Origin of the sequence: Streptomyces sp. NBC_00464 (assembly GCF_036013915.1) — a bacterium.
Taxonomy (GTDB): Bacteria; Actinomycetota; Actinomycetes; order Streptomycetales; family Streptomycetaceae; genus Streptomyces.
Map to the genome: position 1 here is coordinate 4,911,531 of NZ_CP107899.1, position 20,363 is coordinate 4,931,893.

General features: G+C 71.5%; 15 protein-coding genes and 1 tRNA gene. 14 read left to right on the top strand and 2 right to left on the bottom strand.

Annotation, left to right across the window (positions count from 1 at the left end; all coding sequences use genetic code 11):
* Nucleotides 1–3: 3 nt before the first annotated feature.
* The 3 genes from OG912_RS22085 (at nucleotide 4) to OG912_RS22095 (ending at nucleotide 4,871) form a co-directional block, all read left to right on the top strand.
* Nucleotides 4–2,385 (top strand): HelD family protein, encoded by a 2,382-nt coding sequence (locus tag OG912_RS22085; RefSeq protein ID WP_327710918.1) that lies wholly within the window; start codon nucleotides 4–6, stop codon nucleotides 2,383–2,385.
* Between the two features lie 427 nt (nucleotides 2,386–2,812).
* Nucleotides 2,813–4,246, top strand: coding sequence for an NAD-dependent malic enzyme (locus OG912_RS22090; RefSeq protein ID WP_326736458.1), 1,434 nt, complete (start codon nucleotides 2,813–2,815; stop codon nucleotides 4,244–4,246).
* Nucleotides 4,247–4,589: 343 nt separating this feature from the next.
* Nucleotides 4,590–4,871 (top strand): HU family DNA-binding protein, encoded by a 282-nt coding sequence (locus tag OG912_RS22095; protein WP_003968811.1) that lies wholly within the window; start codon nucleotides 4,590–4,592, stop codon nucleotides 4,869–4,871.
* Between the two features lie 127 nt (nucleotides 4,872–4,998).
* On the opposite strand, the gene murA is transcribed toward OG912_RS22095, so the two are convergent.
* Nucleotides 4,999–6,339: a UDP-N-acetylglucosamine 1-carboxyvinyltransferase gene (gene murA / locus OG912_RS22100; RefSeq protein WP_030922987.1), complete on the bottom strand. Its 1,341-nt coding sequence runs from the start codon at nucleotides 6,337–6,339 to the stop codon at nucleotides 4,999–5,001.
* 275 nt (nucleotides 6,340–6,614) lie between these two features.
* On the opposite strand from murA, the gene OG912_RS22105 reads away from it, so the two are divergent.
* The 10 genes from OG912_RS22105 to OG912_RS22150 all read left to right on the top strand — a co-directional run bounded on the left by OG912_RS22105 (nucleotide 6,615) and on the right by OG912_RS22150 (nucleotide 18,520).
* A complete protein-coding gene (locus OG912_RS22105) occupies nucleotides 6,615–7,175 on the top strand; it encodes a YqgE/AlgH family protein (RefSeq protein ID WP_326736457.1) in 561 nt (186 codons plus the stop codon).
* A gap of 29 nt (nucleotides 7,176–7,204) precedes the next feature.
* On the top strand, nucleotides 7,205–7,498 hold the full coding sequence (locus OG912_RS22110) for a DUF3039 domain-containing protein (RefSeq protein ID WP_148018922.1): 294 nt from the start codon (nucleotides 7,205–7,207) through the stop codon (nucleotides 7,496–7,498).
* A 229-nt stretch (nucleotides 7,499–7,727) separates the two neighbouring features.
* Complete coding sequence (locus OG912_RS22115; protein ID WP_327710919.1) at nucleotides 7,728–9,035, top strand: extracellular solute-binding protein; 1,308 nt, start codon at nucleotides 7,728–7,730, stop codon at nucleotides 9,033–9,035.
* 2 nt (nucleotides 9,036–9,037) lie between these two features.
* Nucleotides 9,038–10,015, top strand: coding sequence for a carbohydrate ABC transporter permease (locus OG912_RS22120; RefSeq protein WP_327710920.1), 978 nt, complete (start codon nucleotides 9,038–9,040; stop codon nucleotides 10,013–10,015).
* A complete protein-coding gene (locus OG912_RS22125; protein ID WP_327710921.1) occupies nucleotides 10,012–10,860 on the top strand; it encodes a carbohydrate ABC transporter permease in 849 nt (282 codons plus the stop codon). The genes OG912_RS22120 and OG912_RS22125 overlap by 4 nt, the downstream gene beginning before the upstream one ends.
* A gap of 4 nt (nucleotides 10,861–10,864) precedes the next feature.
* Complete coding sequence (locus OG912_RS22130) at nucleotides 10,865–12,499, top strand: beta-N-acetylhexosaminidase (protein ID WP_327710922.1); 1,635 nt, start codon at nucleotides 10,865–10,867, stop codon at nucleotides 12,497–12,499.
* A 321-nt stretch (nucleotides 12,500–12,820) separates the two neighbouring features.
* Entirely contained in the window at nucleotides 12,821–13,717 is an 897-nt protein-coding gene (locus OG912_RS22135) for an FAD binding domain-containing protein (protein ID WP_326736452.1), read from the top strand.
* A complete protein-coding gene (locus OG912_RS22140) occupies nucleotides 13,714–15,285 on the top strand; it encodes a (2Fe-2S)-binding protein (RefSeq protein ID WP_327710923.1) in 1,572 nt (523 codons plus the stop codon). Before OG912_RS22135 ends, OG912_RS22140 begins: the two co-directional genes overlap by 4 nt.
* A complete protein-coding gene (locus tag OG912_RS22145) occupies nucleotides 15,282–17,624 on the top strand; it encodes a xanthine dehydrogenase family protein molybdopterin-binding subunit (protein WP_327710924.1) in 2,343 nt (780 codons plus the stop codon). Before OG912_RS22140 ends, OG912_RS22145 begins: the two co-directional genes overlap by 4 nt.
* 374 nt (nucleotides 17,625–17,998) lie before the next feature.
* Complete coding sequence (locus OG912_RS22150; RefSeq protein ID WP_327710925.1) at nucleotides 17,999–18,520, top strand: DUF1269 domain-containing protein; 522 nt, start codon at nucleotides 17,999–18,001, stop codon at nucleotides 18,518–18,520.
* 69 nt (nucleotides 18,521–18,589) lie between these two features.
* Here OG912_RS22150 and OG912_RS22155 read toward each other — a convergent pair.
* Nucleotides 18,590–18,664, bottom strand: a tRNA-Cys gene (locus OG912_RS22155).
* 197 nt (nucleotides 18,665–18,861) lie between these two features.
* Here OG912_RS22155 and OG912_RS22160 point away from each other — a divergent pair.
* Complete coding sequence (locus OG912_RS22160) at nucleotides 18,862–20,343, top strand: MFS transporter (RefSeq protein ID WP_327710926.1); 1,482 nt, start codon at nucleotides 18,862–18,864, stop codon at nucleotides 20,341–20,343.
* The last annotated feature ends 20 nt before the right edge of the window (nucleotides 20,344–20,363 follow it).

The window sequence follows — 20,363 nt, forward strand, 5'->3', positions numbered from 1 at the left end:
TCGGTGGCCGCGCAGGATGCCGCTGTCGATTCGTTGCGGGACCGGGAAATCGGTGTCGAGCAGGAACATCTCGACCGTGTTTACCACCGCCTCGAGGAGAAGATCCACGAGGCGGAATTTCTCATGAATGACGCCGTCAAGCGCGGCCAGGTGGGTACACCGGGAGCGCTCGCCGAACGTGACGCCCAGGTGTTCCGCGCCGGAATCCACCTCAACCGGCTGAACAGCGAGTTCGAGGACTTCCTCTTCGGAAGGATCGATCTGCTGCTCGGCAAGGACGGTGAGCGCGGCCCGGACGGCGCGTTCACCTCCGTCGAACCCGCCGACGACGTCGTACGGGACGACGGCACCGCCGATATCGCCGAGACGCTGCACATCGGCCGGATCGGGGTCCTCGACTCCGACTACGCGCCGCTGGTCATCGACTGGCGGGCCCCGGCGGCCGCGCCGTTCTACCGCTCGACGCCGAAGGAACCGGGCCGGGTGGTACGCCGCCGGGTCATCCGCTCCAAGGGCCGCCGGGTCCTCGGGGTCGAGGACGACCTGATGCGGCCCGAGCTGACCGCGTTCCTGGAGGGCGAGAAGCTCCCCGTCATCGGCGACGGCGCGCTGATGGCGGCGCTCGGCCAGGCCCGCAGCCACACCATGCGGGACATCGTCTCCTCCATCCAGGCCGAGCAGGACCTGGTGATCCGGGCGCCCGCCGCCTCGGTCACCGAGGTCTCCGGCGGTCCCGGCACCGGCAAGACCGCGGTCGCCCTGCACCGGGCCGCGTACCTGCTCTACCAGGACCGGCGGCGGTACGCGGGCGGCATCCTCGTCGTCTCACCGACCCCGCTGCTGGTCGCGTACACCGAAGGCGTGCTGCCCTCGCTCGGCGAGGAGGGCCAGGTCGCGATCCGTGCGGTCGGCTCGCTCTCCGACGAGGCGGCCGGCATCGAGGGCGCCACCACCTACGACGAACCCGCCGTCGCCCGGATCAAGGGCTCCTCCCGGATGCTCCACGTGCTGCGCAAGGCGGCCCGCGGGGCGCTGGACCGGCCCGGACACCGCCCGTCTGCCCAGGAGGAGGGCCAGCTGGCGTTCGGGGAGGCCGAGGAGGCCCCTCGGGACGCCGGCACCCCCACCCGGCTCAGGGTGGTGGCCTTCGGCGCCCGCGTCGAACTGCACGAGGACGAGCTCCGGCGCATCCGCAACAACGTGCTCAGCGGCACCGCACCGGTCAACCTGCTGCGCCCGCGCGCCCGCAAGCTGCTGCTCGACGCGCTGTGGACCAGGTCGTCGGGCCGGGGCCGCTACACCGATCAGGAGCTCGCGGCCGAACTCCGCTCGTCGTTCGACGAGGACGTCTCCACCGAGGCACCGTTCATCGAGTTCCTGAACGCCTGGTGGCCCGAGCTCACCCCGCGCGGGGTGCTCGCCGCGATGGCGGACGAGAAGCAGCTCGGCCGGTGGGCGCGCCGGACCCTCAACCAGGGCGAGGTGCGCCGGCTCGCGCGCTCCCTGAAGCGGCTGGACGCGGAGGGCCGCGGGCCGCTCTCCGTCCACGACGTGGCGATCCTCGACGAGCTCCAGACCCTGCTCGGCACCCCGAACCGGCCCAAGCGCAAGCGCGAGTTCGATCCGCTGGACCATCTCACCGGTCTGGAGGAGCTGATGCCGCAGCGCGAGGAGACCCAGTGGGAGCGGGCCGAACGGCTTGCGGCGGAGCGCACGGAGTACGCGCACGTCATCGTCGACGAGGCGCAGGACCTCACGCCCATGCAGTGGCGGATGGTCGGCCGCCGTGGCCGGCACGCCACCTGGACGATCGTCGGCGACCCGGCGCAGTCCTCCTGGTCCGATCCGGACGAGGCGTCGGCGGCGCGTGACGAGGCGCTGGGCAGCCGGCCGCGCCGGAACTTCACGCTGACCGTCAACTACCGCAACCCGGCGGAGATCGCCGAGCTCGCCGCCAAGGTCCTGGCGCTCGCGATGCCGGGCATGGAGTCCCCGGCCGCGGTCCGCTCCACGGGCGTGAAGCCGCGCTTCGAGACCGTGCGGGACGGCGATCTGGCCGGCACCGTGCGGGAGGAGGCGCGGCGGCTGCTCGGCGAGGTGGACGGCACGGTCGGTGTCGTCGTCGCGATGAACCGGCGGGCGCAGGCCCGTGGCTGGCTCGCGGAGCTCGGCGAGCGCGTGGTGGCGCTCGGCAGCCTGGAGGCGAAGGGCCTGGAGTACGACGCGACGGTGGTCGTCTCGCCCGCGGAGATCGCGGACGAGTCCCCGGCGGGGCTGCGGGTGCTGTATGTGGCGCTGACGCGCGCGACGCAGCAGCTGACGGTCGTCTCGGGGGAGCGGGACCTGCCCGACGAGGACGGGGTGCCGGACCTGCTCAGGGACTGACGGGACCCGGGAGGTGGCGGTGCGGGAGCCTTTTTCGGGTCAACCTGCGCTGGGGGAATCACTTCTCCGGGGTGTTTGTTAGCCTGGAGTCGGCACCGGCTCGATCCAAGCCCCCGGGCCCAACCTTCGTCGCTTCGAGCGACCACTTGCCGCGAGGCGAGCATGGCGGGTCGGTGCCGTTCAACTGAAGAAGACAGACCCGCGTCACCCTCCGGTGGCGCGGGTCTGTTTTTGTTCACGGTCCCGGATGCGCGGCCGGCAGGGGTTCCGCCGAGGCCCTCATATCTCGTATGGTGGAAAACACTTTCCGAAGCGTGGCAGTCATTACCGGCTACTCGTCGGTAGGTGCGAATATCGGAAGGCGTGTCCGGGGCGGCAGTTCCGGCCACGTATAGCAATGAAGCTAAGGAAAGCGAAGGACTCGGCCATGGCAACGGCGCCCAGCGTCTCGTACTCGATGACGGTCAGGCTGGAGGTGCCCGCGAGCGGCACAGCGGTCTCCCAGCTCACCACGGCCGTGGAGTCCTCCGGCGGTTCGGTCACCGGCCTCGACGTGACCGCTTCCGGCCACGACAAGCTGCGGATCGACGTCACGATCGCGGCCTCCTCCACCTCGCACGCCGACGAGATCGTCGAGGGTCTGCGCGACATCGAGGGCGTCATCCTCGGCAAGGTGTCCGACCGTACGTTCCTGATGCACCTCGGCGGCAAGATCGAGATGCAGTCGAAGCATCCCATCCGCAACCGTGACGACCTCTCGATGATCTACACCCCGGGCGTGGCCCGGGTCTGCATGGCGATCGCCGAGAACCCCGAGGACGCCCGGCGCCTCACCATCAAGCGCAACTCCGTCGCAGTCGTGACGGACGGCTCCGCGGTGCTCGGCCTCGGCAACATCGGCCCGATGGCCGCCCTCCCCGTCATGGAGGGCAAGGCGGCCCTCTTCAAGCGCTTCGCCGGCATCGACGCCTGGCCGATCTGCCTGGACACCCAGGACACCGACGCGATCGTCGAGATCGTCAAGGCGATCGCCCCCGGCTTCGCGGGCATCAACCTGGAGGACATCTCCGCGCCGCGCTGCTTCGAGATCGAGGCCCGGCTGCGCGAGGCCCTGGACATCCCCGTCTTCCACGACGACCAGCACGGCACCGCCATCGTCGTCCTGGCCTCGCTGACCAACGCCCTGCGCGTGGTGGGCAAGGGAATCGGGGACGTACGGGTCGTCATGTCCGGTGCCGGAGCGGCCGGTACGGCCATCCTGAAGCTGCTCATCGCCGCGGGCGTCAAGCACGCGGTCGTCGCCGACATCCACGGTGTGGTGCACGCCGGCCGTGAGGACCTGGTCTCCGCCGACGCCGACTCGCCGCTGCGCTGGATCGCCGACAACACCAACCCCGAGTCCGTCACGGGCACCCTCAAGCAGGCCGTGGTGGGCGCCGACGTCTTCATCGGCGTCTCGGCCCCGAACGTGCTGGACGGCGACGATGTCGCGGCCATGGCCGACGGTGCGATCGTGTTCGCGCTCGCGAACCCGGACCCCGAGGTCGACCCGGCGATCGCGCGCCGGACCGCGGCGGTCGTGGCCACCGGCCGCTCGGACTTCCCCAACCAGATCAATAACGTCCTGGTCTTCCCCGGCGTCTTCCGCGGGCTGCTGGACGCTCAGTCCCGCACCGTCAACACGGAGATGATGCTCGCCGCCGCGCGCGCCCTCGCCGACGTGGTCGCCGAGGACGAGGTGAACGCGAACTACATCATCCCGTCGGTCTTCAACGACAAGGTCGCCGGAGCGGTCGCGGGAGCCGTCCGGGAGGCCGCGAAGGCGGCCGGTGCGGCTGTGACGGGCCCCACGTCCGTCTGATATCCGGCGCGTCGCGGGTCGCGGCGCCCCAAACGCCCCTTTAGGGTGGGCGGGCGACGCGTCCCGTAGAGCCCCGCATCAGGTGCGGACCGCTTTTGGGGAGTCGACGGAACGTCACCATGACGAGGCAGTGGTGCTTTTCGTGTGACTCCGGAGGGTGCCGGATTGGCTTTCCCGCCGCAGGTGGGGGCAGGATGCTTTCCCAAGGACTTCGTCCGGGGGAGACCCCACGGGGCGCGAAGGTCTAAAAAAACGGACCCGGGTCCGGGGACTGTCCGAGGGCCCTGGCAGCATCGGCTTCGATCTCACGCCTCACAGGCAAGAAGAACACGGGAGTAACAACATGAACCGCAGTGAGCTGGTGGCCGCCCTGGCCGACCGCGCCGAGGTGACTCGCAAGGACGCCGACGCCGTGCTGGCCGCGCTCGCCGAGACCGTCGGTGAGATCGTCGCCAAGGGCGACGAGAAGGTCACCATCCCCGGCTTCCTGACCTTCGAGCGCACCCACCGTGCCGCTCGCACCGCTCGTAACCCGCAGACCGGCGACCCGATCAACATCCCGGCCGGCTACAGCGTGAAGGTCTCCGCGGGCTCGAAGCTCAAGGAAGCCGCCAAGGGCAAGTAAGACCCTGGGCACGACGAAGGGCGGTCACCCCGACCAGGGTGGCCGCCCTTCGGCGTACGGGCCGCAGAACGCCGTTCCGGGCCTCGGAAGAGGCAGTCCCGGGGGCGCTGGGCCCCCGGGAGCGTCCTCAGACCAGTGAACCGCCCGGCAGCTCCACCTTGGCGCCGAGCTTCTCCAGCTTGTCCATGAAGTTCTCGTAGCCGCGGTTGATCAGGTCGATCCCGTGCACCCGGGACGTCCCCTGGGCCGCCAGGGCGGCGATCAGGTACGAGAAACCGCCGCGCAGGTCCGGGATGACCAGATCCGCGCCCTGCAGCTTCGTCGGCCCGGAGACGACCGCGGAGTGCAGGAAGTTGCGCTGGCCGAAGCGGCAGTCGCTGCCGCCCAGGCACTCGCGGTAGAGCTGGATGTGCGCGCCCATCTGGTTGAGCGCCGAGGTAAAGCCGAGCCGCGACTCGTACACCGTCTCGTGCACGATCGACAGACCGGCGGCCTGCGTCAGCGCCACGACCAGCGGCTGCTGCCAGTCGGTCTGGAAGCCGGGGTGCACGTCCGTCTCCAGCGCGATGGCGTTCAGCGCGCCGCCCGGGTGCCAGAAGCGGATGCCCTCGTCGTCGATCTCGAAGGCGCCGCCGACCCGGCGGAAGGTGTTCAGGAACGTCATCATCGACCGCTGCTGGGCGCCGCGGACGTAGATGTTGCCCTCGGTCGCAAGCGCCGCGGACGCCCAGGAGGCGGCCTCCAGGCGGTCCGGGATCGCCCGGTGCGTGTAACCGTCGAGACGGTCGACACCGGTGATCCGGATGGTCCGGTCGGTGTCCATGGAGATGATCGCGCCCATCTTCTGCAGTACGCAGATGAGGTCCTCGATCTCCGGCTCCACGGCCGCGTTGGACAGCTCGGTGACACCCTCGGCGAGCACCGCGGTCAGCAGCACCTGCTCGGTCGAGCCGACCGAGGGGTACGGCAGCCGGATCTTGGTGCCGCGCAGCCGCTGCGGGGCCTCCAGATACTGGCCGTCCGCCCGCTTCTCGATCGTCGCGCCGAACTGGCGCAGCACGTCGAAGTGGAAGTCGATCGGCCGGCCGCCGATGTCGCAGCCGCCGAGACCCGGGATGAACGCATGGCCCAGCCGGTGCAGCAGCGGGCCGCAGAAGAGGATCGGAATGCGCGACGAGCCCGCGTGGGCGTCGATGTCGGCGACGTTCGCACTCTCGACATGAGTGGGGTCGAGGATCAGCTCACCCGGTTCGTCACCCGGACGGACCGTCACGCCGTGCAGCTGCAGCAGCCCGCGCACCACCCGCACGTCGCGGATGTCGGGCACGTTGCGCAGTCGGCTGGGCCCGCTGCCGAGCAGCGCGGCGACCATTGCCTTCGGCACCAGGTTCTTGGCGCCTCGGACGCGGATCTCGCCCTCCAGCGGGGTTCCGCCGTGGACAAGCAGGACATCGTCTGTGCCGGTCATGAATCTCGCGTTCCGGAGTGGTCGGGCAGGGGGCCAACCGAAAGGGTAATGGCCCGGCACCCCCCTTCCATAAGAGAGCGGGGGGTGTACGAACGTCATGAATCCGCCACAACACGCTCTGCTGCCGGGATCTTGCGGAGGGTTACCGTCCGGATGAGCGGCCCGGCCGTGCGCTCCTTGTGCATCCGTGCGCCCTGAGCTGCGCTCGGGCACCCTGGGCGATCAGGGAGTCACTTGGCCCCCGCGAACGCCGAAGATGCGGGATCATTTCTGCCATGACGGAGGTGTCCTCGCTCACAGGGCGACTGCTCGTGGCCACACCCGCCCTCGCCGACCCGAATTTCGACCGTGCGGTGGTGCTGCTCCTCGACCACGACGAGGAGGGCTCGCTCGGCGTGGTCCTGAACCGCCCGACCCCGGTCGGCGTCGGTGACATCCTCGCGTCCTGGGCGGAGCTGACCGGTGAGCCGGACGTCGTCTTCCAGGGCGGCCCCGTCTCGCTGGACTCGGCGCTCGGTGTGGCGGTGATCCCCGGCGACGAGGGCCCCCTGGGCTGGCGCCGGGTGTACGGGGCGATCGGTCTGGTGGACCTGGAGACGCCCCCTGAGCTGCTGGCCGCGGCCCTCGGCTCGCTGCGGATCTTCGCCGGTTACGCGGGCTGGGGCCCCGGCCAGCTGGAGACGGAACTGTCCGAGGGTGCCTGGTACGTCGTCGAGTCGGAACCCGGCGATGTCTCCTCGCCCCGCCCGGAAAGTCTCTGGCGGGCGGTCCTGCGCCGTCAGCGCAGCGAACTGGCCATGATCGCCACGTATCCGGACGACCCTTCGCTGAACTGATGCCGGGTCTTTCAGTACGCTTGGCGGTTATGAGCACTCTTGAGCCCGAGCGCGGGTCAGGCACCGGAACCCTCGTGGAGCCGACACCACAGGTGTCGAACGGCGACGGCGACCACGAGCGCTACGCCCATTACGTCCAGAAGGACAAGATCATGGCGAGTGCCCTGGAGGGCACCCCCGTGGTCGCGCTGTGCGGCAAGGTCTGGGTACCGGGGCGTGACCCCAAGAAGTACCCGGTCTGCCCCATGTGCAAGGAGATCTACGAGTCCATGGGCGCCGGCGGCGACAAGGACAAGGGCAAGGGCGGCAAGGACAAGAAGTAGTCCCACCCGCACCACCGGACAGCCCGGGAGAGCCCCCGGGGCACGCAGTCGCGTGCCCCGGGGGCTCTTCTTCGTGCGCGGCCGCCGGCGTTGCACGGGCTGCTCCCGACGGTCACAGAGTGGTGGAGACCACTTGTCGGCGACCTGGTCCGGACCTACCCTCCTGCAAGTTGTGCAGAACGAAACGAGCGTTGCGCATGCTGCAACGCCTACCGGTAGGGGTTCCCGGATGAAGATTTCTGCCCGAATTGCCGCCCCGGCCGCGGCCCTTGTGCTGGCCGGCCTGACCGCCACCGCCTGCGGAGCGCCGCAGACCTCCGACAACGGCGCCAAGAGCGACGAGAAGACCGGCACGCTGCGCGTCTGGCTGTTCCAGGAGGTCGGCAACAAGCCCAAGGAGAAGGTCGTCGACGCCGCGGTCGCCGGCTTCGGGAAGACCCACAAGGGCGCGAAGGTCGAGATCGAGTACATACCCGTCGAGACCCGCGCCCAGCGCGTCAAGGCCGCGTTCAACGACCCCAAGAGCGCCCCCGACCTCATCGAGTACGGCAACACGGACACCGCCGGCTACGTCAAGGACGGCGGACTGGCCGATGTGAGCACGGAGTTCGCCGCCTGGGACGAGGCCAAGGACACCGACCCGACCGCCAGGCAGTCGGTGACGGTCGACGGCAAGGTCTACGGGGCCCCGCTCTTCGTCGGCGTACGGGCGCTGTACTACCGCACCGACGTCTTCGCGGAGCTGGGGATCAAGGCCCCCAAGTCCCAGGCCGAACTGATCTCCACCGCAAGGAAGATCCACCGGAAGAAGCCGGACCTGTACGGGCTCGCGGTCGGCGGCGCGTACACCTACGGCGCGATGCCCTTCATCTGGGCCAACGGCGGCGAACTGGCCGACGGGAGCGCCTCCTCGTACAAGGCGGCCATCAACAGCGACAAGGCACGCAAGGGCATCGAGGCCTACACCTCGCTCTTCGGCGACACCAACTGCCCGGCCGCCAAGTGCGCCGCCATGGGCGGCAACGCGACCGTCACCGCCTTCGCCGCCGGCAAGGCCGCGATGGCCATCGGCGGCGACTTCAGCCACACGGCCGTCGAGGCAGGCACGGTGAAGGGCAAGTACGCGGTCGTGCCGCTGCCGGGAGTGGCCGAGGGCTCCGTCGCCCCGGCGTTCGCGGGCGGGAACAACATCGGCGTACTGAAGAGCAGCGCGCACCGCACGCTGGCCGTCGACCTGATGAAGGCGCTGACCGGCAAGGCGACCCAGGCCAGGATGTTCGACGCGATGGGCTTCCTGCCGACGTACACGGACGTGCGGGCCGATGCGGCGAAGCGGGAGCCGTTCGTGGAGCCGTTCGTCGAAACACTCGGCGCGGGCGCCAGGTTCGTGCCCGCCTCGCCGGCCTGGGGGCAGATCGACTCCTCGCTGATCCTGCCGACGATGTTCCAGGAGATCGTCAGCGGCCGTAAGGACGTGGCGAAGGCCTCGGACGACGCGGCGAAGAAGATGGACGCGGCGTTCGCCGACGCGGGCTGACGATGACGGCCAACAGCACGGCGTACAAAGCGCCGCCCCCCGTACCCGGAACGGACGCTCCCCCTCCGCGCCCGCTCCGGCGCCGCCGCCCGGCCTCACCGGCCGGGCGGCCGGGCTGGACCCCCTGGCTCTATCTGCTGCCCGCACTCGTCCTGATCGGCGGGCTGCTGGTCTACCCGATCTACCAACTGGGCCTGATCTCCTTCCTGGAGTACACCCAGGCCCAGGTCAGCGGTGGTGAGCCGGCCACCTTCCAGGGCTTCGGCAACTACGCGACGCTCTTCCACGACAGCCAGTTCTGGCAGGTGCTCCTGGCCACCGTGGTCTTCGCCGCGGCCTGCGTACTGGCGACCCTGCTGACCGGCTGCGCGCTGGCCGTCCTGCTGACCCGGGTGCGGGCCGTGCCGCGGCTCGCGCTGATGATGGCCGCGCTCGGCGCCTGGGCGACCCCGGCGATCACCGGCTCGACCGTCTGGGTCTTCCTCTTCGACGCCGACTTCGGGCCGGTCAACCGGGTGCTGGGGCTCGGTGACCACTCCTGGACGTACGGGCGCTACAGCGCCTTCGCGCTGGTGCTCCTCGAAGTCCTGTGGTGCTCGTTCCCGTTCGTGATGGTGACCGTGTACGCGGGCATCCGGGCGATCCCCACCGAAGTCCTGGAGGCGGCCGCGCTGGACGGGGCCTCGCAGTGGCGGATCTGGCGGTCGGTCATGGCGCCGATGCTGCGGCCGATCCTGGTCGTCGTCACCATCCAGTCGGTCATCTGGGACTTCAAGGTCTTCACCCAGATCTACGTCATGACCAACGGCGGCGGCATCGCGGGCCAGAACCTGGTGCTCAACGTGTACGCGTACCAGAAGGCGTTCGCGTCCTCGCAGTACAGCCTCGGCTCCGCGATCGGTGTCGTGATGCTGGTGATCCTGCTGGCCGTCACGCTTGTCCATCTGCGCCTGGTGCGGCGCCAGGGGGAGGAACTGTGAGCCTGCCGACCCTGTTGCGCGTCCGCCGGCCCGGCCGGCTCGCCGCCGAGGCCGCGGCCCTGCTGATCGCCGCCGCCGTCGCCTTCCCGCTGTACTGGATGGTGCTCTCCGCCATCAAACCGGCGGGCGAGATCCAGTCCGCGCACCCGCGCCCGTGGACGCTGTCGCCGTCCCTGGACTCCTTCCGCCGGGTCTTCCAGCAGCAGGACTTCGGGCGCTACTTCCTCAACAGCCTGCTCGTCGCCGGCACGGTCGTCGTGGTCTCCGCGCTGGTCGCCTTCCTGGCGGCCACGGCGGTGACCCGGTTCCGGTTCCGCTTCCGGACCACTCTGCTGATCATGTTCCTGGTCGCGCAGATGGTGCCGGTCGAGGCGCTGACCATCCCGCTGTTCTTCCTGATGCGGGACTTCGGCCAGCTGAACACGCTCGGTTCGCTGATCCTGCCGCACCTGGCCTTCTCGCTGCCGTTCGCGATCTGGATGCTGCGGGGCTTCGTCAAGGCCGTCCCGGAGGCCCTGGAGGAGGCCGCGTACATCGACGGGGCGAGCCGTACCCGCTTCCTGTGGCAGATCCTCTTCCCGCTGGTCTTCCCGGGACTGGTCGCGACCAGCGTCTTCTCGTTCATCTCGACCTGGAACGACTTCCTGTTCGCGAAGTCCTTCCTCATCAGCGACACCTCCCAGTCGACGCTCCCGATGGCGCTGCTGGTCTTCTTCAAACCCGACGAAAACGACTGGGGAGGGATCATGGCAGCCTCGACGGTGATGACCGTTCCCGTGCTGGTCTTCTTCGTACTCGTACAGCGACGCCTGGTCTCGGGACTGGGCGGAGCGGTTAAGGACTGACGACATGGACATGGAACTGATCCCGGCGCCCGTGAGCGTCGGTGACCAAGGGCGGTGCGGATTCGTCCTGGACCCGTCCACCACCATCGCGGCGGCGCCCGGCACCGAGGGCACCGAGCGGTGGCTGCGCGCCACGCTCGGCGCCGCCTTCGGCCTGCCGCTCGCACCGGGCGGCGAGGGCGCCGCGCGCGCCGTCCGGCTGCGCATCGACCCGTCTCTGGCCTCCGAGGGCTACCGGCTGACCACCCAGCCCGACGAGAGCGTCGTGATCACGGGCGGCAGCCCCGCCGGAGTCTTCTGGGGCGCCCAGACCCTGCGTCAGCTGCTGGGCCCCGAGGCCTTCCGTCGGGCGCCCGTCGACGGCCGCACCGAGACCGCCCTCGCGTTCACGGACATCGAGGACCGCCCCCGCTTCGGCTGGCGCGGTCTGATGCTCGACGTGTCCCGGCACTTCCTGCCGAAGGACGACGTCCTGCGCTACCTCGACCTCCTCGCCGCCCACAAGCTGAACGTCTTCCACTTCCACCTCACCGACGACCAGGGCTGGCGCGTCGAGATCAAGCGCTACCCGCGCCTGACCGAGGTGGGCGCGTGGCGTTCGCGTACGAAGTACGGACACCGGGCGTCCGAGCTCTGGGACGAGACCCCGCACGGCGGCTACTACACCCAGGACGACATCCGCGAGATCGTGGCATACGCCGCCGAGCGGCACATCAGGGTCGTCCCCGAGATCGACATCCCGGGCCACTCGCAGGCCGCCATCAGCGCCTATCCGGAGCTGGGCAACACCGACGTCGTCGACACCGCCGCGCTGTCCGTCTGGGACAACTGGGGCGTCAACCCGAACGTGCTCGCCCCCTCCGACCACACCCTGCGCTTCTTCGAGGGCGTCTTCGAGGAGCTGCTGGAGCTCTTCCCCGCGGCCACCTCGCCGTTCATCCACGTCGGCGGCGACGAGTGCCCCAAGGACCAGTGGAAGCAGTCGCCGGCCGCCCAGGCCCGCATCAAGGAACTCGGCCTCGCCGGCGAGGACGAGCTGCAGTCCTGGTTCATCCGACACTTCGACACCTGGCTCACCGCGCGCGGCCGCCGGCTCATCGGCTGGGACGAGATCCTGGAGGGCGGACTGGCCGAGGGAGCGGCCGTCTCCTCGTGGCGCGGTTACGCGGGCGGCATCGCGGCCGCCGAGGCCGGGCACGACGTCGTGATGTGCCCGGAGCAGCAGGTGTATCTGGACCACCGTCAGCACGGCGGTCCCGACGAGCCGATGCCCATCGGGTACGTCCGCACCCTGGAGGACGTCTACCGCTTCGAGCCCGTACCGCCGGCGCTCTCCGAGGAAGCGGCCCGGCATGTCCTCGGCGCCCAGGCCAACGTCTGGACCGAGGTCATGCAGAACCGGTCCCGCGTCGACTACCAGGTCTTCCCCCGCCTCGCGGCCTTCGCCGAGGTCGCCTGGTCGGCCCTGCCCGCCCCCGCGGACCGGGACTTCGCGGACTTCGAGCGCCGAATGGCCACGCATTACGCGCGACTTGACGCGCTCGGTGTCGACTACCGGCCGCCGGGCGGTCCGTTGCCGTGGCAGCGGCGCCCCGGTGTCCTCGGGCGCCCGATCGAGGGAACACCCCCGAACGTGTGAGTCCGGACGCGGTCCGGTTGCCGCCACCACGGTCCCCGGGACCGTGGTGGCGGCGCCGTTTCGGGCGGGATTCCGTCCGGGGGAGCCTTCGCCCACCGGAAGGGATATGTCACACAAGCACGTGTAAGAGCGGCAATTCGCACTCTGTGCCGAAGAAGTGCGAAACGGGATCATTCCCCTGGTCAGGGACGGATACACCCTTCGCGGACCCTCGCGTCGGACCGGTCCGAAGATGTGCCAGAGTTGCCACGTCCGGGCTTTGAGCACGTACCGTACGGCGAAACAGGCCGGACGCCGGGACACCGGGAAGGGGCAGCTGGGTTGACCACGCACGCACCGCAGGCGACGCAGTCCGTCACGCTGCCTGCCTCGCTGGACGAGGCCGTGGCGGCACTCGGCGCCATGCCCGCCGCCGTCCCCGTGGCAGGCGGCACGGACCTGATGGCGGCCGTCAACAGGGGGCTCCTGCGGCCCTCCGGACTGGTCGGCCTCGGCCGGATCAGCGAGCTCCGCGGCTGGCACTACCAGGACGGCCACGCCCTGCTGGGCGCCGGTCTCACCCACGCACGCATGGGGCGGCCCGACTTCGCCGCCCTCATCCCCGCGCTCGCCGCGTCCGCCCGCGCGGCCGGCCCGCCCCAGATCCGCAACGCCGGAACGCTCGGCGGCAACATCGCCACCGCCGCACCGACCGGCGACGCCCTGCCGGTGCTGGCCGCCCTGGAGGCCGAGCTCGTCATCGCGGGCCCCGGCGGCGCGCGCCGCGAAATCCCGGTCTCGCACCTGCTGGCAGGCCGCGAGATGCTGGAGCCCGCCGAGCTGATCGGCTTCGTCCGCGTCCCCCTGCTGCACGCCCCGCAGGTCTTCCTCAAGGCGACCGGACGCACCGGCCCCGGCCGTGCCACCGCCTCCGTCGCGATCGTGCTCGACCCGGCCCGGCGCGGGGTGCGCTGCGCGGTCGGCGCCATCGCGCCGATGCCGCTGCGGCCGCTGGAGGCCGAACGCTGGATCGGCTCACTGATCGACTGGGACGGCGAACGGGGCCTCGCCCCCGACGCGCTGGCCGCCTTCGGCGAGTACGTCGCCGCGGCCTGCATCCCGGACCAGGCACCACCGGCCGACGGGGGAGAGGCGCCACCGCTGCCCGCCGCCGTACTGCACCTGCGGCGCACCGTCGCCGCGCTGGCCCGACGCGCGCTGGGGAGGGCACTGTCGTGAGCAACGAGGACCGCACCGATCAGCACGGGGGCTGGGAGCCCACCCCGCAGGGCGGCGAGTACGACGCCGAGGCGACCGCCTTCGTCCACCTGCCGCCGGAGGACCTGGCGAACATCCCGCTGGCCGCGCCCGGCCAGGGATACGTACCGCCGATGATCCTTCCGCTGACCCCTGCCGCCGGCCTCGACCCGGCGGCCACCGGCAGCTGGGTCGTACCGACGCAGGACCACCAGGACCCGCACGGTCAGCAGGACCGGCACGGCCGGCCGGATCCGCAGGACCCCGGTGCGGAGTCCGCGCCCGCCGCGGTGCACTGGCCGGACCCCAACCAGCAGCAGACGCCGTACGGATACCCGCAGCCCGGCCCGCAGGCGTCCCACGAGTACCCGGACCAGTACCCCGGGGACCGGGGCGCCACCGGCCAGTGGAACTTCGCAGAGTCCGGCGGCCACGCCGAGGCGGCCGGCCACACCGGACAGTGGACGATCCCCGTCGCCGACGGTGACCTCCCTGAGGAGTCCGGCGAGTTCTCGGCCTCCGCGCTGGCCGCCGGCCTGTACGCGGACCGCACCCCGCCGGCCACGCTGCCGGGCGGTGCGCCCGCGCCGTGGGCGACGCAGGAGCCGCAGGAACCGCAGCCCGGTGCCAGGGACACCCCGGTGCTGGGGACGGACCTGGGCCACCTGCCGGAGCCCGCCGCCGACGCACCGGCCGACGAGCCCGGCCCTGCCCCCGTCGAGGACGCCGAGGCGGGAGCCGCCCCGGACACGCCCGAGGACCCCGCGCACCGGACCCCGGAGGACGAGGCCGCGCAGGACCCCGCCCCCGAGGACGCGGGGCAGCCCGACGCGGCAGCCCCGGACGAAGCGGTGCCGGACGACGCCCCGGCCGATGCCGCGCCGGACGACGCCCCGGCCGACGCGGTCGCGGCCGACGCGCCCGCCGCCCCGCTCGACCTGCCCAGCGAGCACCCCGCCGCCTCCTACGTGCTCCACGTGAACGGCGCCGACCGGCCCGTCACCGACGCCTGGATCGGCGAGTCGCTGCTCTACGTGCTGCGCGAGCGCCTCGGCCTCGCCGGCGCCAAGGACGGCTGCTCGCAGGGCGAGTGCGGTGCCTGCAACGTCCAGGTGGACGGTCGGCTCGTCGCCTCCTGCCTGGTCCCCGCGGCCACGGCGGCGGGCAGCGAGGTCCGTACCGTCGAGGGCCTGGCCGTCGACGGCGAACCGTCCGACGTCCAACGGGCCCTGGCCGAGTGCGGCGCCGTCCAGTGCGGCTTCTGCATCCCCGGCATGGCGATGACCGTCCACGACCTGTTGGAGGGCAACCACGCCCCCAGCGAGCTGGAGACCCGGCAGGCGCTCTGCGGCAACCTCTGCCGCTGCTCCGGCTACCGCGGCGTGCTCGACGCCGTGAACGAGGTCATCGCGGGTCGCGAGGCCGCCGCCGAGGCGGCCTCGGCACCCGCTCAGGAATCCGCGGAGCCGGACGAGGCCCGCATCCCGCACCAGGCAGCGCCGGGCGCGGGTAGTGTGCAGGCCCATCTGCAGGACGGAGGCCTGGCGTGAGCGACGCAGCCACCGCGGCGGGCGCGACCCACACGGCGATCAGCATCCCGTCGCTGGACGGCCCGAGCGGCCCCGACACCGAGCAGCCGCTGCTCGGCCTCGGTGCCTCCCTGCGGCCCGCCGACGCCCGAGCGAAGACCGAGGGCACCTTCCCGTACGCCGCCGACCTGTGGGCCGAGGGACTGCTCTGGGCGGCCGTGCTCCGCTCCCCGCACCCGCATGCCCGCATCCTGTCGATCGACACCTCGGCCGCCGCCGAGATGCCGGGCGTCCGCGCGGTCGTCACCCACGAGGACGTCCCCGGCGAGAGCGACTACGGGCGCCGCGTCGTCGACCGCCCCGTCTTCGCCTCCGACCTGGTCCGCCACCACGGCGAGCCCATCGCCGCGGTCGCCGCCGACCACCCGGACACCGCCCGGCTGGCCGCTGCCGCGATCGCCGTCGAGTACGAGGTGCTGGAACCGGTCACCGACCCGGAGAAGGCGTTCGCCGCCGAGCCGCTGCACCCCGACGGCAACCTGATCCGCCACATCCCGCTGCGCTACGGCGACCCCGAGGTCGTCGGCGAGGTCGTCGTCGAGGGCCTGTACCGCATCGGCCGCCAGGACCCGGCACCCATCGGCGCCGAGGCCGGACTCGCCGTGCCCCGCCCCGACGGCGGCGTGGAGATCTACACCGCCTCCACCGACCCGCACACCGACCGCGACCTCGCCGCCGCCTGCTTCGGCCTGGAACCGGACCGGGTGAAGGTCGTCGTCACCGGAGTGCCCGGCGCCACCGGCGACCGTGAGGACCCCGGCTTCCAGCTCCCGCTCGGTCTGCTCGCGCTGCGTACCGGCTGCCCGGTCAAGCTGGCCGCCACCCGCGAGGAGTCCTTCCTCGGCCACGCCCACCGCCACCCGACGCTGCTCCGCTACCGCCACCACGCGGACGCGGAGGGCCGCCTGGTCAAGGTCGAGGCCCAGATCCTCCTGGACGCCGGCGCGTACGCCGACTCCTCGTCGGAGTCGCTGGCCGCCGCCGTCGCGTTCGCCTGCGGACCGTACGTCGTCCCGCACGCCTTCATCGAGGGCTGGGCGGTCCGTACGAACAACCCGCCCTCCGGCCATGTCCGGGGCGAGGGCGCCATGCAGGTCTGTGCCGCGTACGAGGGCCAGATGGACAAGCTGGCGGCCAAGCTCGGGATCGAGCCGGCCGAACTGCGGCTGCGCAACGCCCTGTCCACCGGCGACATCCTGCCCACGGGGCAGACGGTGACCTGCCCCGCCCCGGTCGCGGAACTCCTCCTCGCCGTACGGGACTTCCCGCTGCCCTCGCTGCCCAAGGACGCCCCGGAGGACGACTGGCTGCTGCCCGGCGGCCCCGAGGGCGCGGGTGAACCCGGCGCGGTGCGGCGCGGGGTCGGATACGCGCTCGGCATGGTCCACATGCTCGGCGCCGAGGGCACCGACGAGGTCTCCACGGCCACGGTCCGGGTCCACGACGGAGTCGCCACCGTCATCTGCGCCGCGGTCGAGACCGGCCAGGGCTTCTCGACACTGGCCCGCCAGGTGGTCCAGGAGACCCTGGGCATCGAGGAGGTCCACGTCGCGGCCGTCGACACCGACCAGCCCCCGGCCGGTCCGGCGACACACGGCCGGCACACCTGGGTCTCCGCCGGAGCGGTCGAGCGCGCGGCGAGGATGGTCCGCACCCAGCTCCTCCAGCCGCTGGCCCACAAGTTCGGCATGTCCACCGAGCTGCTCCAGATCGCCGACGGCAAGATCACCAGTTACGACGGGGTGCTCTCCACGACCGTCGCGGAGGCGATGGACGGCAAGGAGCTCTGGGCCACCGCCCAGTGCCGCCCCCACCCCACGGAGCCGCTCGACGAGTCCGGCCAGGGCGACGCCTTCGTCGGCCTCGCGTTCTGCGCGATCCGCGCGGTGGTGGACGTCGACATCGAACTCGGCTCGATCCGGGTCGTGGAGATGGCGGTCGCCCAGGACGTCGGCCGGGTCCTGAACCCGTCCCAGCTGGCGACCCGCATCGAGGCCGGCATCACCCAGGGCATCGGGGCCGCCCTGACGGAGAACCTCCGCAGCGCCCGCGGTCTCGTCCGCCACCCCGACCTGACGGGTTACGCGCTGCCGACGGCGCTGGACGCCCCGGACATCCGTATCGTCAAACTCGTCGAGGAACGCGACGTGGTGGCCCCCTTCGGTGCCAAGCCCGCCTCGGCGATCCCGGTCGTGACCTCACCGGCCGCCGTGGCCGCGGCGGTCCGCTCGGCCACCGGCCGCCCGGTCAACCGTCTCCCGATCAGGCCGCAGGCGGCGGTCGCCACCGCCAAGTCCTGACCCCGGCACGGACGGTGTGATCCGAGTGGTCCACCTGCGCTGGTCGTGAGCACGGGTACTCGCGACCAGCGCAGAACTGTGTCCGGCCTACGGATCACGAGCGACCGTGGGGAACACATGTGCACGCGGGAGCATGCGGCCTTCGGGTCCTTCAGTGAGTCGCCACGGCAGCGGTAGCCGGAGAGCCGCGGAAGCGTGAGGCCCGGCACGCGTCCCGTCGAGGACAGGGGAGTGCCGGGCCGTCGCCGGCCGGCAGCGTACTCAGCGATCAAGGCCGGAACTTCGTGGGCGAGCCGCGGAGCCGTTCGAGTGTCCGTAATGTCATACATTCCTATACTGAGTGCGGTAACGCACACAGATGAGGAGTCAGCTGTATGAGCAATCTGTTCGCCATCGCCTACGACGATCTCGCCACCGCCGACGAGGTCCGCGACAAGCTGCTGTCCCTGAACCGTGAGCACCTCGTCGAGCTGGAGGACGTGGTCGTCGTCGAGCGACGCGCGAGCGACGGGAAGATCAAGCTGCACCAGGCCAACAACCACGTGGCCACCGGCGCGGTCGGCGGCGCCCTGTGGGGGAGCGTCATCGGGCTGCTCTTCCTCGTGCCGTTCCTGGGTGCGGCAGTCGGTGCGGCGGCGGGTGCGGCGGGCGGGGCGGCGACCGACACCGGTGTGGACGACGGCTTCATGAAGGAAGTCAGCGCCCACCTCAAGCCCGGCGGCGCGGCCGTCTTCGTGCTGGTCCGGACGGCGGCCCGTGACAAGGTCGTTCCCGAGATCGCCAAGTTCGGCGGACAGCTCCTGCAGACCTCGCTCAGCAAGGCGGACGAGGAGCAGCTGCGGGAGATGGTGAAGGACGCGCTGCGTGAGGGCGACGCGGCGCCGGTCGCCTCCTGACCTCCTGCGGTCCGTACATGCCACCGCCCGCCCCTCTGCGCTTGCGTGCGAGGGGCGGGCGGTGGTGCGTGGAGACCGTGACCGGATTCGAACCGGTGTAACTCGAGTTGCAGTCGAGCCCCTGAGCCTCTCGGGCACACGGTCGTGCGTTGTTGCGATGTCCCGACCGTAGGCCCGGGGCGTCCGGCCGTTCAAGAGTGCGGGCCGCCGTGCAATGCGACTGCCATACGGCGTTCATGTTCCCGGGGTGTCCCACGGTCGGCGGTCCTACGACCAAGGGACGAGAGCAGGGCGACCCGCGACAGGGTTCATGACGGATTTCGCCCCTTACTCTTGGGCCTATGACCGCCCTGGAACCGCGCGACGCCGATGTCTCGCCCCGCACCGAAGACACCGTCGAAGCCCTCGGGACAGCGGTGGCCGCAGCGCCCGACGGGGTTCTCGGGCGGACCTACCGGGCGCTCAGCATCGGCATCGTCTCCGTCGTGTTCCTGATCGCCTTCGAGGCGACCGCGGTCGGGACCGCGATGCCGGTCGCCGCCCGTGAGCTGCACGGCATTCCGCTGTACGCGTTCGCGTTCTCCGCGTATTTCACCACCAGCCTCTTCGCCATGGTGCTCTCCGGCCAGTGGGCCGACCGGCGCGGGCCGCTCGCGCCGCTCGCCGCCGGGATCAGCGCCTTCGGGGCGGGGCTGCTGCTGTCCGGGACCGCGGGCACCATGTGGATGTTCATCGCTGGCCGGGCCGTGCAGGGGCTGGGCGGCGGGCTGGTGATCGTCGCGCTGTACGTGGTGATCAGCCGGGCCTACCCGGAGCATCTGCGGCCGTCGATCCTGGCCGCGTTCGCCGCGAGCTGGGTGATCCCCTCGGTCGTCGGGCCGCTGGCTTCCGGAAGCGTGACCGAGCACCTGGGCTGGCGCTGGGTCTTCGTCGGCATTCCGGTCCTGGTGGTCTTCCCGCTGGCGCTCGCGCTGCCCGCGATCCGGCGGACGGCGTCCGGCCCCGCCGACCCGTCGGCGCCCGCCGTGCCGTACGACCGCCGGCGCATCGCGCTCGCGCTGGGCATCTCGCTGGGTGCCGGTCTGCTCCAGTACGCCGGGCAGGAGCGGGACTGGTTCTCCCTGCTGCCCGCTGCCGCCGGTGTGGCCCTGCTGGTCCCCGCGGTGCGCGGTCTGCTGCCCCCGGGCACCGGGCGCGCGGCGCGCGGGCTGCCCGCGGTGGTGCTGCTGCGCGGGGTGGCGGCCGGATCGTTCATCGCCGCCGAGTCGTTCGTCCCGCTGATGCTGGTCACCCAGCGCGGGATGTCCCCGACGATGGCCGGACTCTCGCTCGCCGCCGGCGGCGGGACGTGGGCGCTGGGCTCGTACGTACAGTCCCGGCCGCGCGCGGAAGCGCATCGCGAGCGGCTGATGGTGGGCGGCATGGTGCTGGTCGCCGCGGCGATCGCGGCGGCGCCGGCCGTGCTGATCGACGGGGTGCCGGTCTGGACGGTCGCCGTGGCCTGGGCCGTCGGCTGCTTCGGCATGGGCGTGGTGATCGCCTCGACGAGCGTGCTGTTGCTGAAGCTGTCCGCGCCGGAGGAGGCGGGGGCGAACTCCGCGGCCCTGCAGATCTCCGACGGCCTCTCGAACGTCCTGCTGCTGGCGGCGGGTGGCGCGGCGTTCGCGGCGCTCGGCGGGGGAGCGGTGGGGGCCGTGCACGAGGCGGTGGAAGCGGGTGCGTCCGGCTCGCACCCGGGGGCGTTCGCGGTGGTGTTCCTGCCGATGGCGGGGGTGGCGCTGGTGGGGGCCTGGGTGGCTACGCGGGTGCGGACGAACGCGTAGCACCGCACGGTTGCGTGACT